The sequence below is a fragment of the Corynebacterium sp. MSK071 genome (assembly GCF_030232125.1).
Taxonomy (GTDB): Bacteria; Actinomycetota; Actinomycetes; order Mycobacteriales; family Mycobacteriaceae; genus Corynebacterium; species Corynebacterium kefirresidentii.
This window is the reverse complement of sequence record NZ_JASPJA010000002.1, coordinates 35,246-48,405: the sequence shown is the minus strand read 5'-3', so window position 1 is coordinate 48,405 and position 13,160 is coordinate 35,246. Positions and strand designations below refer to the sequence as shown.

General features: G+C 61.6%; 15 protein-coding genes and 1 pseudogene. 3 read left to right on the top strand and 13 right to left on the bottom strand.

What is annotated here, in order from left to right:
• Position 1: 1 nt before the first annotated feature.
• The gene (locus tag QP990_RS01605) at positions 2 to 757 is read right to left on the bottom strand and encodes a hypothetical protein (RefSeq protein ID WP_023020629.1); all 756 of its coding nucleotides are present in this window, start codon (positions 755 to 757) and stop codon (positions 2 to 4) included.
• 65 nt (positions 758 to 822) lie between these two features.
• Positions 823 to 1,395: a sigma-70 family RNA polymerase sigma factor gene (locus tag QP990_RS01600; protein ID WP_023020628.1), complete on the bottom strand. Its 573-nt coding sequence runs from the start codon at positions 1,393 to 1,395 to the stop codon at positions 823 to 825.
• Between the two features lie 306 nt (positions 1,396 to 1,701).
• On the opposite strand from QP990_RS01600, the gene QP990_RS01595 reads away from it, so the two are divergent.
• A complete protein-coding gene (locus QP990_RS01595; protein ID WP_023020627.1) occupies positions 1,702 to 2,004 on the top strand; it encodes a WhiB family transcriptional regulator in 303 nt (100 codons plus the stop codon).
• On the opposite strand, the pseudogene QP990_RS12315 reads toward QP990_RS01595, so the two are convergent.
• The 5 genes and pseudogenes from QP990_RS12315 to QP990_RS01570 all read right to left on the bottom strand — a co-directional run.
• Positions 2,001 to 2,354: pseudogene (locus QP990_RS12315) on the bottom strand (hypothetical protein); the annotation flags it as partial. The gene QP990_RS01595 and the pseudogene QP990_RS12315 sit on opposite strands and share 4 nt — an antisense overlap.
• 84 nt (positions 2,355 to 2,438) lie before the next feature.
• On the bottom strand, positions 2,439 to 4,055 hold the full coding sequence (gene groL / locus QP990_RS01585) for a chaperonin GroEL (protein ID WP_023020625.1): 1,617 nt from the start codon (positions 4,053 to 4,055) through the stop codon (positions 2,439 to 2,441).
• A gap of 8 nt (positions 4,056 to 4,063) precedes the next feature.
• Positions 4,064 to 4,357, bottom strand: coding sequence for a co-chaperone GroES (gene groES, locus QP990_RS01580; protein WP_005322702.1), 294 nt, complete (start codon positions 4,355 to 4,357; stop codon positions 4,064 to 4,066).
• Between the two features lie 186 nt (positions 4,358 to 4,543).
• On the bottom strand, positions 4,544 to 5,785 hold the full coding sequence (locus QP990_RS01575; RefSeq protein WP_023020624.1) for an FtsX-like permease family protein: 1,242 nt from the start codon (positions 5,783 to 5,785) through the stop codon (positions 4,544 to 4,546).
• On the bottom strand, positions 5,769 to 6,374 hold the full coding sequence (locus tag QP990_RS01570; protein WP_023020623.1) for an ABC transporter ATP-binding protein: 606 nt from the start codon (positions 6,372 to 6,374) through the stop codon (positions 5,769 to 5,771). Before QP990_RS01570 ends, QP990_RS01575 begins: the two co-directional genes overlap by 17 nt.
• A 112-nt stretch (positions 6,375 to 6,486) precedes the next feature.
• Between QP990_RS01570 and QP990_RS01565 the strand changes: the two genes are divergently transcribed.
• Together QP990_RS01565 and QP990_RS01560 are read left to right on the top strand one after the other, a co-directional pair.
• On the top strand, positions 6,487 to 7,635 hold the full coding sequence (locus tag QP990_RS01565) for a sensor histidine kinase (RefSeq protein ID WP_023020622.1): 1,149 nt from the start codon (positions 6,487 to 6,489) through the stop codon (positions 7,633 to 7,635).
• Complete coding sequence (locus tag QP990_RS01560) at positions 7,632 to 8,267, top strand: response regulator transcription factor (RefSeq protein ID WP_023020621.1); 636 nt, start codon at positions 7,632 to 7,634, stop codon at positions 8,265 to 8,267. Before QP990_RS01565 ends, QP990_RS01560 begins: the two co-directional genes overlap by 4 nt.
• Before the next feature lie 18 nt (positions 8,268 to 8,285).
• Here QP990_RS01560 and QP990_RS01555 read toward each other — a convergent pair whose 3' ends face one another.
• From QP990_RS01555 to QP990_RS01530, 6 genes are all read right to left on the bottom strand, one after another.
• Positions 8,286 to 9,722: a metallophosphoesterase family protein gene (locus QP990_RS01555; protein WP_023020620.1), complete on the bottom strand. Its 1,437-nt coding sequence runs from the start codon at positions 9,720 to 9,722 to the stop codon at positions 8,286 to 8,288.
• Between the two features lie 122 nt (positions 9,723 to 9,844).
• Complete coding sequence (locus tag QP990_RS01550; protein WP_023020619.1) at positions 9,845 to 10,273, bottom strand: hypothetical protein; 429 nt, start codon at positions 10,271 to 10,273, stop codon at positions 9,845 to 9,847.
• 91 nt (positions 10,274 to 10,364) lie between these two features.
• The gene (tsaD, locus tag QP990_RS01545) at positions 10,365 to 11,408 is read right to left on the bottom strand and encodes a tRNA (adenosine(37)-N6)-threonylcarbamoyltransferase complex transferase subunit TsaD (protein ID WP_023020618.1); all 1,044 of its coding nucleotides are present in this window, start codon (positions 11,406 to 11,408) and stop codon (positions 10,365 to 10,367) included.
• Between the two features lie 19 nt (positions 11,409 to 11,427).
• Positions 11,428 to 11,910: a GNAT family N-acetyltransferase gene (locus QP990_RS01540; protein ID WP_023020617.1), complete on the bottom strand. Its 483-nt coding sequence runs from the start codon at positions 11,908 to 11,910 to the stop codon at positions 11,428 to 11,430.
• A complete protein-coding gene (gene tsaB / locus QP990_RS01535) occupies positions 11,907 to 12,614 on the bottom strand; it encodes a tRNA (adenosine(37)-N6)-threonylcarbamoyltransferase complex dimerization subunit type 1 TsaB (protein WP_023020616.1) in 708 nt (235 codons plus the stop codon). The genes QP990_RS01540 and tsaB overlap by 4 nt, the downstream gene beginning before the upstream one ends.
• The gene (locus QP990_RS01530; protein WP_023020615.1) at positions 12,614 to 13,123 is read right to left on the bottom strand and encodes a hypothetical protein; all 510 of its coding nucleotides are present in this window, start codon (positions 13,121 to 13,123) and stop codon (positions 12,614 to 12,616) included. Before QP990_RS01530 ends, tsaB begins: the two co-directional genes overlap by 1 nt.
• Between the last annotated feature and the right edge of the window lie 37 nt (positions 13,124 to 13,160).

The window sequence follows — 13,160 nt, the reverse complement described above, 5'->3', positions numbered from 1 at the left end:
TCTACTGCTGCTGGCCCAACTCGATGGTGGTCGTCGGCTCATCCTCAACGTTGGGGTTGGGCTGCGGGTTTGGCTGCCCTTGTTCCGTGACCACCACGGTTTCGGTGGCGTACTGAGTTTCGGTCACGGTAACCTGCTCCGGCTGCTGTTCCGGTTGGGAAGCTTCTTCCGCCACGGTTTCGGTGGCGGTCTCCGTCACGGTGTGCGGGGCGGGCTTCGGGTGCGCAGAGCGCTTGTGTTCCGCCTCACTGTTGGCGGCGATGGCCTTTTCTTCCTTGCCTTCGGCCGCGTCCAGCTTGGCTCGGGCATCCCTCATCAGTTCCCGAGCACCTTCAATATCGCCTTCGGCCGCGCGAGATTCCATCTCTTCCAGCGTTCCGGCCAGCTCTACATTGCGGGTCTTATCCCCTTTATCAAAAGTTCCGGCATGCAGCATTGCGCCACCGGCTCCAGCAATGACTAGGGTTGCAGCGGCCGCGCCAATGAGACCATGCACGAAAGGCCCGCCGCGGCGACGCTTGCGCGCCTTACCAAGATCAATAACCTGAGGCTCCGCCTCAGCGCCTTCTACCAGCGGGGCCGGAGGCATGTGCTTGTCGACGTCCCCCTTTAACTCCAGCAGCAACCCCGCCAGGTCATCCTGACGGTCGGAAGGGTCGTTGCCTTTCGAAAGCTCAGTGAGGAATGCATCATCATCGACCAAGGGCTGGAGCTGGTCCGCTAGGTCGTCGTTATCGCCGTGGTGCTTAGAAGCCATGATGGTGTCTCTCCCCCTTCCTTTCTGTTATGAAATACCTGCTGTGAGATTGGGCCACAAGCCCCTTAGTGTGCAGTTTCCTGCGCGACTTGGAGGGTCTTTCGCAATTGAGCTAGTGCTCGGTGTTGTGCCACACGGACCGCGCCTGGAGTGGAACCCACAATTTCCGCAGTCTCTTCTGCTGACAACCCGTTGAACACGCGCAGAATAACGATGTTTTTCGCCTTATCACTTAATGTATCGAGCAAGGCGCGCATTCTGTTACTACCGTCGGCCTCTAGCGCCCACTCTTCAGGAGTGGCTTCACGCGCGGAGTCTTCCGGAATTTCTTCGGTAGGCGTGGACTTATCGCGGCCCATCGCGCGGTGAGCATCAGTGACCTTATTAAATGCGATGCCATAAACATAGGCCATAAAAGGACGGCCCTTGTCCTCATAGGAACCAATCGAGGTAGCCACTGCTAGGCAAATCTCTTGGGCCACATCTTCCGCGGTGGGTTGGCTGCCGCCCCCGATGCGGGCGCGGCAGTAACGCAGGACCTGCGGGTGAATGATCTGCAGGACTTTTTGCAGCGCTCGACGGCTGCCGTCGACGGCATGCGGAACGAGATCCGCTAGCTCCTGTTCCCTATCGCTCACGTATGCACCCTCTGAGATGTTTTCGACCGGTAACTAACCATATTGGCACACGGGGAGTTTATGCAAAGGCAACGCGCACCCCCATTACCTATGCAAGCTGAGCGGCAGAAAATTCACAAACCGTTAACCTTCGGCGTTTGCGCTGGTAAACCATGGTGCAGGAAGAGGAAGTGCGAGAATAATACTTAAAAGTCAAAAATCGGTAACCCACCGTTTACCCACGCGCGAAACACTACGTGAGGTTGCTTTCCGCGACGCTGCGGAAGCCACACAAGAATTCTCGCCCTTACAAAGGAGCTTAATAACGTGTCTCAGCCTCATTTGCTTCCCGGTCCCACCGCTGACCTGTGGGATTGGCAGCTACAAGGCGCCTGCCGCGGAGAAAACTCGGACGTATTTTATCACCCGGATGGCGAGCGCGGCCGCGCCCGCGCCCAGCGCGAGAATCGCGCCAAAGCCATCTGCAATTCTTGCCCGGTCATTGATTTGTGCCGCGAGCATGCCTTGCAATCCGCCGAGCCCTACGGTGTCTGGGGCGGAATGAGCGAATCCGAACGCGTGGTAGAGCTTCGCCAGCGTCGCCGCGCCGCCGCGCCGGTCAACGCTTAAGGCAGGAAAGTTAGGGGGAGACGAGGGCGTCGGCAAAAACGCCCCGTCACCGAGTCACGCTGTTCGGCTAAGTCTGCTGGCGTGCCGCTAAAGACCGCCTGGCCGCCGGCCAAACCGGCTCCGAGGCCCAAATCGATGGCGTAGTCCGCGTGCGCGAGCACAGCCAGGTTGTGGTCGATACGGATGACGGTATGGCCGGAGTCCACCTGCTCATCACGCCCGGCTCCACGTAGACCACACCCGCGCCGTTGCGCTTGAGGCAGGCACCCTCGAAACTCGCGGAATAAGAGTGCGGGTTTGATGCCATTGGCCTTGGCGAAGGCCTTGCGAACGGGGTCGGTATCACCGGTGACCTTGATGTATTCCACGGCCCTAGTCCAGGTACAACAAAACCCGCCTCGCGGGAAGCGGGGCGGGTGATGTTGGTAGCCAGTTTAGTGCTGGTGGCCGTGACCGGTGTCAGCTGGCTGCTCTTCCTGTGGCTTTTCCACCACGGAGGCCTCGGTGGTAAGAACCATGCGGGCCACGGAAGTGGCGTTGACCACGGCCGAGTGGGTGACCTTGACTGGGTCAATGATGCCGTTATCAATGAGGTTTCCGTACTCCAGGGTATTGGCATTGAAGCCTTCGCCATTGGACATCTCGGCAACGCGGGAGACGACGACAGCACCGTCGAGACCGGCGTTTTCGGCGATCCAGAACGCCGGGCGGGTCAGCGCGCGGGCGACGGCGAGGACGCCGACCTTTGCTTCGCCCTCAAAGCCCTCAGCGAAGGACTCCAGCTCCTTAGAGATCTGGACCAGCACAGAGCCACCGCCGGCGATGACGCCTTCTTCAACGGCCGCGCGGGCCGCGTTGATGGCGTCTTCGACGCGCAGCTTGCGCTCGTTGACCTCGGTCTCGGTGGCGGCGCCGACGCGGATGACGGCCACGCCACCGGAGAGCTTAGCTAGGCGCTCCTCCAGCTTTTCCTTATCCCAGGTGGAGTCGGTGCGCTCGATTTCGCGGCGGATCTGCTCGCGGCGCTCCTCTACCGCTTCAGCGGTGCCGCCACCATCGACGATGACAGTGTCTTCCTTGGTGATGGTCACGCGGCGAGCGGAACCCAAAACGTCGAGGCCAGCCTCGTTGAGGTTAACGCCCACCTCTGGGTCGATGACGGTGGCGCCGGTAACGACAGCCAAGTCATCCATGAAGCCCTTGCGGCGCTCGCCAAAGTACGGGGCCTTCACGGCCGCGACCTTGAGCACCTTGCGGATGGAGTTGACGACGAGCGCCTGCAGCGGCTCGCCCTCAACGTCCTCTGCGATGATGAGGGTTGGGCGGTTGGTCTCGGCGATCTTCTCCAGCAGCGGCAGGAAGTCCGGCAGGGAGGAGATTTTATTGCGGACGAGGAGCACAGCGGCGTCGTCCAGCACGGCGTGGTAGGTCTCTTCCTCCGTAGCGAAGTACGGGGAAAGGTAGCCCTTGTCAAAGGAAATTCCCTCGGTGACATCGACGGCGGAGTCGATGGTCTGGGATTCTTCGACGGTGACAACGCCGTCCTTGCCCACCTTGTCCATAGCACCGGCAACCATCTCGCCGACCTCCGGGTCGCGGGAAGAGACGGTGGCTACCTGGGCAATCTCGGACGAGGAGTTGACCGCGGTGGCGCGAGCCTTGAGCTCCTCCACGGCCTTTTCGGCCGCCGCCGCGATGCCGCGGTTAAGCTCGATTGGGTTAGCGCCAGCTGCGACGTTGCGCAGGCCTTCGAAGATGAGTGCCTGGGCCAGCAAGGTGGCGGTAGTGGTGCCGTCACCTGCGATGTCGTTGGTCTTGACTGCAACGGACTTAACCAGCTGGGCGCCGAGGTTCTCGAATGGTTCCTCGATGTCGATATCGCGGGCGATGGTCACGCCATCATTGGTGACGGTGGGGCCGCCAAAAGCCTTGGACAACACGACGTTGCGGCCGCGCGGGCCGAGAGTGACCTTGACGGCATCAGCCAGCGTATCGACGCCGCGCTGAATTCCCTCGCGGGCTTCTTGGTCGAATGCAATAAGCTTTGCCATAGTGAGGCCTACTTCTCGATGACGGCGAGCAGGTCACGGGAGGACAGCAGCAGGTACTCCTCACCGTTGTACTTCAGCTCGGTGCCGCCGTACTTGGAAAAGACCACGGTATCGCCCTCGTTGACGCCTACCGGGGTGACCTCACCCTTGTCGTTGGTGCGGCCTGGGCCTACTGCAACGACGGTAGCTTCCTGCGGCTTTTCCTTAGCGGAATCCGGGATAACCAGGCCGGAAGCGGTGGTGGTTTCAGCTTCTACGATCTGTACGAGGACGCGGTCCTCGAGAGGCTTAATGTTTGCCATGATGTTTCCTCCGTAGTGTTCGTATGCGCGCCGGTATGGCACGCGCGTGCCGGTTGTGGATGTCCAGCACAGCCGTCGTCGCGGGTGAACAACTGTGGGTCAAACAACCTGATTAGCACTCTACCCTCGCGACTGCTAACCCTCAACAATGACCCGGCCCACATTCTTAAGCCCTCAGCGATCCTTTCAGCGCTCCCGATTCCCCGCGCGTACAAAGCCGGCAAGCGCCAGCTTGACGACGCCCAGGGCGATAGACATCGCACCAAAAATTACGGCGAAGGCCGGCCACCACAGCTGCTCCACCAACGTCTGGCCGAAAGGAACCTGTGGGGTGAGCAGGTGGTGGAGTGGGAGGAGCGTCGCCAAGCACAGCGCCCAGACCACGCCGGCCGCAGTCAGGGTGAGGCAGGCCGCCTCCCCCACTTGTATGCGCGCCCAGGCCCCGGGGGTAGCGCCGGCGAGGGTGAGGCCGCGGATATCGGAGGCAATGCGCCCGTGCATGAGCAGCGAGGTGAGCACGGCACTCACGATGCTGGGGGCAAAGACAGGCCCTAAAAGGGCGACGAAGACCTGCCAGGACGATAGGGTGCCGCCGGCGCCTGCGGCGCTTTCAAAGCGCAGGCCAGAGCCTACGGCGACGATAAATCCGCCGACGAGGACCCACGGCACGATGTGCGGGGTAGAAAAGTTGCGACGCACGCGTACATTGGCCCCAGCGATGCCGGCCGCGCGGGTCCATTGGTCGATAGCGGGCATAAGCCAGGGCCAAAAGAGGGCGACGAGGATGACCAAGCCCATCTCGGCCGAGAGAAGATCGCCGGGATCGGCAATGTGCAGGCACCCGTAAACCGTGCTGCCGATGGCCGCGGACGCGAGCAAGAATTTCACCACGGTCCAGGCCGGGTGTGCGGTGGTGCGCGGCCGGAAGACTCGGCGCAGTGGAGGCAGCGCGCCAACTAGCGCTGCGGACATGCAGACTATGACCGCAATGACCGTGACCTGGCCGGTAATGGCAAGGTCCGGCATGGGGATGCCATCGCTGCGTAGCGCGCGTACGCACGGAGCGAGCAGCGGGCCGGCCGGCAGTACTCCAAGGAGCCCTGCGGCCGCGCTGACTACGGCGACCTGGCCTAGAATGAAGGCAATAATCATCCACCCCGGCATGCCCACCATGCGCCAGGAACGGTAGACCGGCTCGCGCTCGGCGATGATAAGGCGCATTTGCGATAGCGTCACCAACACCACCACGCACAGGGCCATGCCGAGTACCGTGCCGCCCACCGGGCCGGCGGGGTTTTCTTCGGCCCCGGAGGAGGCGACCAGCATGGCTAGCGCCAGGGTGCACGAGGTGGAAGAGACCACCAACGTCAGCGCCACGGCCAGCCACGATAACCAATTGGACTGTAAGTCCTTAAGCCACACCAGCATGGGCTACCTCCTCAAGGGAAATAACGCGGTCGGCCGCTTCAGCGGCGAGGTGCGAGTGGGTCACCATAATCACGCTGGCGCCATCGCGGGCGGCGGTGCGCAGGTGGGAAAGGACGGTGGATGCGGTGGCGTCGTCAAGCGCGCCTGTGGGTTCGTCGGCGAAGATATAGGGCGCTTGAGCCAGCAGGGCCCGGGCTACAGCCACGCGTTGTTGCTGACCACCGGAAAGCTGTGCGGGCAGGCGGCGCTCCAGACCAGCAAGGCCGAGCGAATCAAAGACCTCCGCCACCCGGCTGCGTGACGGGCGCCGGCCGGAAAATCGCGCGGTCAAGGTGGCATTGCGCTGCGCATTGAGGGATTCCAAGAGGTTATAGTCCTGGAATACAAAGGCACGCTGCCTGCGCCCCGGCGCGTTGACTTGTCCGGAAGTGGGTTTATCCAGCCCGGATAGCAGGTTTAGGAGCGTGGTTTTACCGCTACCGGAAGGCCCCATGATGGCGACGAATTCGCCCGGGGCGATGGAAACAGTGACCCGCTTGAGCACAGTGCGGCGGCCGTAGCGCTTGGTGAGATTTTCTGCTTTTAACATGCCTTTGATTCCACTCGGCCGCGCAGAAGAAAGACATGGGGCGGGCTGCCCAGAAAATGGTAGAGCTAGCTCTACTGCTCCACGCCGGGTAAGGCGGCTAGGCTCTTGGGTTATGCGAACCCTCAAAGCCTGCGCGTGGAGCCTTGTCCTTGGCGCGCTATTTATCCCGGCGTTGGTGGTTTCGGTGCTGATGCTGCCGTGGGTTCCGCTGGTGGGACGCGCCGCGGAATTTGTCGGCCGGTTGGGTGCACGGTGGATGGGCGTGGAGATCCCTTCCCGGCGTGCGGGCCGGTGGTTTGATTGGCAGCAGTTTTATCACCTTATTATGCAGCTATTGCTTTCAGCTGCCTGCTTTGCCGCGTGGACTGCCTTGGGTTTTACGGCGGGTGTGCTGGTCATTGCGCCATTCGTGCCAAAGACCGAATTCTCCTTTGGCGAGTGGTCTACCACCAACCGGCCGCTCATTTTCTTTACCTGCTGGCTCACCGCGCCGTTGCTGGTGGCTTTATTGGTGGGGCTCAACCGCCTGTTGGTCTTGGCGTCGACCTCGTTGACTCGGCTGGCGTTGAGCCCCTCGGCCGAGGAGTTGGCGGCCTCGCGCGCCACGCTTATCGATGCCTTCTCCGGCGAGCGCCGCCGCATCGAGCGCGAGCTGCACGATGGACCGCAGCAGTACCTGACCGCGCTCAAGCTCAACTTGGCGGCGGCGAAGTTGCAGGCCCCGTCCGAGGCGCTGCCTGCTTTGGCCGATGCGGAACATAATGCTTCTTTGGCCCTGGCTTCCCTGCGCGCAACGGTGCGCGGCATTGCCCCGCAGGTGCTTTTCGACGCCGGGCTTATCCCCGCCCTCGACGAGCTACTCGCCCACTCCGGGCTGGAGACTGAACTGCACGTGGACGGGCCGGAACGCTCCGTGGACGAGACCACTGCCCTGCTGGCCTATCATGCGGTGGCCGAGGCACTTACCAATGCCTCCAAGCACGGCGCGGCCACCGAAGCCACAGTAATGGTTACCTTTGAGGACATGTTGCGCTTGGACATCGTTGATAATGGCACCGGCCCCGACCGCCCCTCGGCCGAGGCAGCCGCTTCCGGCGCAGCGACAGACGCCACGACGGGGGCCGGTACCGGCATAGCCGGGCTACGCGAGCGCGCCGCCGCACTGGGCGGCACGCTAAAACTTGCCGCGGCACACGAGACTGCCGCGGGCGAACGCGGCGGCCGACTACTAGTCGAGCTGCCGCTGAAGGAGGCGGAATGAAACTATTACTCGCGGAAGATTCCGCGCTGCTGCGCGCCGGGCTCGAGCAGCTACTCAGCTCTTTGGGCCATAGAGTTACAGCCGCCACGGATGCCGAAGAACTGCGCGCAATCGCTGGGCGAGAAGCCTTCGACCTCATTATCAGCGATGTGCGCATGCCGCCCACCATGACTGACGACGGCCTGCGAGCCGTCCATGACCTGCGAGCGCTAAACCCTACCCAACCAGTGGTGGTGCTAAGCCAATACGTAGCGGCAAGCTACCTCGACCGCCTCTTGGAGCACGGGGGATTTGGCTATCTGCTCAAAGAGCGCGTCTCTGATGTAGAGGAATTCGTGCGCACGCTCGACGAGGTCGCCCGCGGCGGCACCGTGGTGGACCCAGAGGTGGTTACGGCACTGCTGTCTGCAAAGCGCACTGGCCTCGCCGAACTCACCGCCCGCGAACGGGAGGTGCTGGGACTGATGGCGCAGGGGTTGAGCAATAAAGAAATTGAAGGCACGCTCGTTCTTAGCGCTGGCGCGGTAAGCAAGCATGTCTCCAATGTTTTTACGAAGCTCGGGTTCCTGCCCGAGGATTCTAACCGACGGGTCAAGGCCGTGCTGGCGTGGCTGCGCCACACCGAGCGCTAATAACGCCGGCGACGCGAGCTACTTCTTGGAGCTGAGTCCACTCAAAGCATCGCTGGAGCTCAGGGAGCTGCCGCCTTCCGGATCCTGTGGCACCTCTGGGGTGTCGGGGTCGGTAGAGGCGTCGGCAGGCGCAGCGCCACGGTCCTTCTTCTTCAGCGAAACCTTGTCTACCAGGGTGTTATCGGCTTCGTTGAAGGTAGCGAAGGTGAGCTTGTCATCGGAGACATCCACGCGCATGTAGTCCTCGGTGTAGTCCTGGCGCCACATGGCGGTGGACTCATGGGCGAGCTTCGGATCGATGGTCTCCATGCGTGCGCCCTTGTGCTTCTGATTATTAACGTCAGTGAAGTCGTAGTACTTGCCGCCACCCGCGGTGGTGGTGGTCAGATACAGGGCCGCACCATCCTTGGGTTCGAGGACATCGCCGCGCTGCGGCTTCTTTTCTGGCAGGACTGGCTTGTTGTTTTTCATCAGGTGGCTGCGGGTGTAGATGTGGTCGTGGCCGGAGAGCACGGCATCCACGTTGAGCTCAGAGAGTACCGGGGTGAGCTTCTCGCGCAGGTTGGTGACGTCCTTATCAAAGTGGTGCGAGCCCTGTGAATACGGACCGTGGTGCATGCCAACTACGATCCAGTCATTATCCGCGCCACGAGATTCCACGGCCTCGCGCAGGAATTGCTCGTGGCGGGCAATATCGGCGTCGGAAGAAGCATTGGAGTCCAGGCCAATAAAGAGCACGTTATTGCGCTCGAAGTAGTGGTCGCGGATATCTTCGGCCTGGTGGGGGTTAGAGAAGTGCTCATCATGATGTTTCATGGTGAGGTTATAAGTCTCGTGGTTGCCCGGAACGGTATTGGTCGGGATGTGACGAATTTCCGGGGCGGAGAAGTAGGCATCGTACTGCGGCACTTGGGCGCCCCAGCCTTCTACTTGATCCCCTAGGGACCAGATCATGTTGGCATTGGGCACATGGGAAGCCGCGTGAGCGATGGTTTTGCGCCATTGCTCCGCTTGGTCATCTACCTTGAGGTCCACGCCGATTTGTGGGTCCGCAACGGTGAGGAAAGACCACTCATCACCGTTGGAGCCGGTGTTGAAGGTTTCTGGTTCGGACCAGCCGCTTTCCTCGGAACCGACGCGATAGGAGTACTCGGTATCCGGCTGCAGATCGGTGGCGGTGGCGAACTGGGATTTATAAAGCAGGGCGCCGTAATCGCGTTCCTCGGCGCGGAAAGTCTTGGTGCCTTCCGGGCCGGTAACCTCGAGGACTTCGTCGGCTTTGGACTTGGTGCGCCACGTAACCATTACCTGGGATTCATCCTCGCCCGGCTGCAGGATGGTGCGGTAGATGGGCGAATCAGCGGCCAGCGCCGGGGTGGCGGGCACGATGGTGGCGGCACCGCCCACGGCAAGGGCGGTAACGAAGGAGGCGACGAAGCGCGATGATCGAAGCATACAGTTTTCACCTTTTGGAGTCTTAGAAAAAGCAGTACGGCTCCCTAGGACACCATAAGAATGTGAACACCGTATTACGAGCGCGCGAAAAGCGCTTGAACCCTACCTGTGAGGGGCTAGGTTTAAAGGCTCTTGGTGGAATTGATAACGGCCGCGCGCCAGAGCGTGTACTCCTCTGGGTTATCTTCGCGGTAGTTCTTGACGGCGCGAATGCCCTGCTCCACGGACTCGATGACGGCGTCAATGGTTTTATCTTCGCCCTCGGCATCAACGAAGATGACCGGACCACAAATGGAGCGGATGGGGTCTTGCAAGAAAGCGGCATTGCCGGTGGCGGCGGCGTTGCGCGCCAAGGAGGCTACTGGGTTGGGCTCGGCGCCTTCAGCCTTGGCTTCGGGGTTGTAGAGCGCCGCATAGGTGGTGCCGTCTTCTTGGAATACTACGGAGACGCGGTCCTCAGTGGTGCCGCCCAAGAACTGGTTGGCGTGCTCCAGCTCGAATTCCAGCTTGCGGCGGGTGAGATCAGGGTTGACAAGGAAACCGACGGTCATGAGAGAAAGCTCCTTCACAAAGCCGAGAGGGCATGAACGCCTTTTAGAGTACCGGCCCCGCACCCCGCCTGCAGAGCGAGAAAGAAGAACTTTAGGTTAACTGCGGCTCTTCCACATCCAGCTGGGTATCGGTGCCAACTCCGAGGCCAGAGGGCTGGGCACCTTCATGAATAAGCTGCGCACCAATGGCCGCGATCATCACGCCATTGTCGGTACACAGCGAAAAGCGCGGCACGCGCAGCTCGACCCCAGCGGCGGCACAGCGCTCGCTAGCCAGCTCGCGCAGGCGGGAATTTGCGGCCACCCCTCCTCCCAGCAGCAGGACGCGGGCGCCAGTATCTGCGCAGGCGCGGACGGCCTTGGCAGTCAGAACATCGGCCACGGCTTCCTGAAAGCTAGCGCAGACGTCTTCCACGCTGATGGTCTCCCCTGCCTTTTCGGCACGCTCGACATAGCGAGCCACGGAAGTCTTTAGCCCAGAGAAGGAAAAATCGTGACGATGAGGGCCGCGCAGGTCCTCGGCGCGGGACATACCGCGCGGAAAGTCGATGGTGGCTTTACCGCGCGCGGCGAGCTTATCAATCACCGGGCCACCCGGGTAGCCGAGGCCAAGCAGGCGCGAGACTTTGTCGTAGGCCTCACCGGCGGCGTCATCAAGCGTGGAGCCCAACTCGCGCATAGGCTTGCCGACGGCCTCTACCTCCAACAGCTGTGTATGCCCACCCGAGACCAAAAGGGCCACCGAGTGCGGCAGCTCTTCGCCTTCCAGGTTGGCCACGGCAACGTGGCCGCCAAGGTGGTTCACGCCGTAGAAAGGCACGCCCCAGGCTGCGGCATAGGCCTTAGCTGCCGAGGCCCCCACCAACAGCGCGCCGGCCAGGCCGGGCCCCACGGTGGCGGCGATGGCATCTGGCTTGGCGATGCCGGCCTCTTTGAGCGCCGCCTGCATGACCTGCGGCATGGCTTCAAGGTGAGCGCGGGAGGCGATTTCCGGGACGACGCCGCCGAAACGGGCGTGCTGCTCCATGGAGGAGGCGACGGCATTTGCGAGGATCTCCATGTGACCGTCCTCGCTAAGCTCGACGATGCCCACGCCGGTTTCATCGCAGGAGGACTCGATGCCCATGATCTTCATGACTGCTCCTTAATTATCTTTAACGCTCGGACTGGCGCGGGCGCACCATCACGTGCGCATCTGCTCCGGAAGGTTGGTAATACTTCTTACGGATCCCCTGCTTGGCAAAGGCATAACGCTCATAGAGACCGATAGCAGGTTCGTTGCCTACCCGTACCTCGAGGAAGACCGGGGCGTCTTTAAGATCCGCGATATGGCAAATATTGTCCATCATCATGCGAGCGATGCCGCGGCGCTGTGCGGCGGGGTCAACGCCGATGGTGTGGATTTCAAATTCCGGGTCCGCAGCCGGGCCCATCATGCCGATTCCCGCATAACCTAGCAGCACTGTAGATTCGTGCGCGAGGTCTAGCGCGCCTTCTACCCCGAAATAGAAGTTGAAGGGTTGGGCCATTTCCTGGTAAAAAATTCCGCTGGACCATGGGGTCTCTCCGGGGAAAAGGACCTTTTCCAGCTCGGCGCACCGAGGCGCGTCGGCCGGGGTCAACTCGCGCAGCTTCACAGTTCCACCTTGGGGATGGCGGCAGACAGCTGTTGCTGCTTCGGCGGAACCGCATCCGGGCGGCGTAGGTAGAGCGGCACAACGGGGGCTGGTTCCGCAGTGAGGTCAGCTACGGCCACTAGGGCTGCTGCGGTGGGATGGGCCGCGCGGTGTGGCAGCTCGGTCAGCTCCTCCGGTAGCTGTGCGGCGAGGCGCTCGGGGATGATGACCTCGGCCGTAGCGTTAAGTCCCACCTCAACTTCTGCCGGCTTAGTTACCTCAGGACCAGAGATGCGCTGCACGCCCGAGCCGGTAGCGCGGTAGGTGGCCCAATAGATCTCTTTGCGGCGTGCGTCGGTAGCCACCAAGGCGGTGGCTTCGCCGTCCGCGTCTGCGGGGCTCGCGGGGAGGCCGGCAGCATGGGCGATTGCATCGTGGGTGCATACGCCGTGGAGGGGGATGGACAGGGCGTCGGCAAGCGCGGAGGCCGTCGCCATACCCACGCGCAAGCCAGTGAATGGACCTGGACCTACGCCGGTGACCACCGCATCGAGGTCGGAATACTCCATTTCCGCCTCGGCGAGGACCTCGGTGATGGTGGGGATGAGCAGCTCATTATGAGCGCGGGTATCTTCCAATACGCGCTCGGTGGTCTGCCCAGTGGCGGTATCTACTACCCCGGTGACCAAGGCGGTAGTTGCCGTGTCGATCGCGAGGACGCGCATTAGCCAACCAGCTTCCAGGTTCCATCCTGACGCTGGAACGCCAAAGGCTGAGCACCCTGGACCATCGGTACTCCGCCATCCAGGCTCTGGCCCTGCTGCTCCATGGCCTTGATTTGGGTATTGATCATTTCACAGACTTCGACCTTTTCCGGGTCCAGCTCTTCGATGAAGGGCTCAGTGCTCTGGGAGATGGCAACCGCGTAGCTCTTGCCCTCTGGGACCTTGCCATCTTCAAAAGTGATGTCCTTGGTATCGATCTGTGCCTCTTTGACCTTCTCTTCCTGCATGCCCGGGCAGATGAAGCCAATAGCGGCATAGTCCTTGCCGTAGACATCGGACGGAATAAGGCTCATCGCCTCCAGGTTTTTCGGCGTCTTAGACAGCGTGGAGCTGAGGTTTCCCTCCAATGGATTGTCCTCGCGCAAGGTAGACGAGGCGAGGAGAACCATCATGACAACAATAAAGATGGCGATAATGGCGGCGGTAAGGTTGCGAGCGAATTTAGTCATGGGGTGAGTAAAGCTCCTTGAAAAGTTTTAGATTTCA

What these genes read in the sequence shown, in the direction of transcription:
- QP990_RS01550 (WP_023020619.1), bottom strand. Translation starts at nt 10,273, where the DNA reads ATGACCGTCGGTTTCCTTGTCAACCCTGATCTCACCCGCCGCAAGCTG.
- tsaD (WP_023020618.1), bottom strand. Translation starts at nt 11,408, where the DNA reads ATGAAGATCATGGGCATCGAGTCCTCCTGCGATGAAACCGGCGTGGGC.
- QP990_RS01530 (WP_023020615.1), bottom strand. Translation starts at nt 13,123, where the DNA reads ATGACTAAATTCGCTCGCAACCTTACCGCCGCCATTATCGCCATCTTT.
- tsaB (WP_023020616.1), bottom strand. Translation starts at nt 12,614, where the DNA reads ATGCGCGTCCTCGCGATCGACACGGCAACTACCGCCTTGGTCACCGGG.
- QP990_RS01575 (WP_023020624.1), bottom strand. Translation starts at nt 5,785, where the DNA reads ATGCTGGTGTGGCTTAAGGACTTACAGTCCAATTGGTTATCGTGGCTG.
- QP990_RS01560 (WP_023020621.1), top strand. Translation starts at nt 7,632, where the DNA reads ATGAAACTATTACTCGCGGAAGATTCCGCGCTGCTGCGCGCCGGGCTC.
- QP990_RS01555 (WP_023020620.1), bottom strand. Translation starts at nt 9,722, where the DNA reads ATGCTTCGATCATCGCGCTTCGTCGCCTCCTTCGTTACCGCCCTTGCC.
- QP990_RS01570 (WP_023020623.1), bottom strand. Translation starts at nt 6,374, where the DNA reads ATGTTAAAAGCAGAAAATCTCACCAAGCGCTACGGCCGCCGCACTGTG.
- groL (WP_023020625.1), bottom strand. Translation starts at nt 4,055, where the DNA reads ATGGCAAAGCTTATTGCATTCGACCAAGAAGCCCGCGAGGGAATTCAG.
- groES (WP_005322702.1), bottom strand. Translation starts at nt 4,357, where the DNA reads ATGGCAAACATTAAGCCTCTCGAGGACCGCGTCCTCGTACAGATCGTA.
- QP990_RS01605 (WP_023020629.1), bottom strand. Translation starts at nt 757, where the DNA reads ATGGCTTCTAAGCACCACGGCGATAACGACGACCTAGCGGACCAGCTC.
- QP990_RS01565 (WP_023020622.1), top strand. Translation starts at nt 6,487, where the DNA reads ATGCGAACCCTCAAAGCCTGCGCGTGGAGCCTTGTCCTTGGCGCGCTA.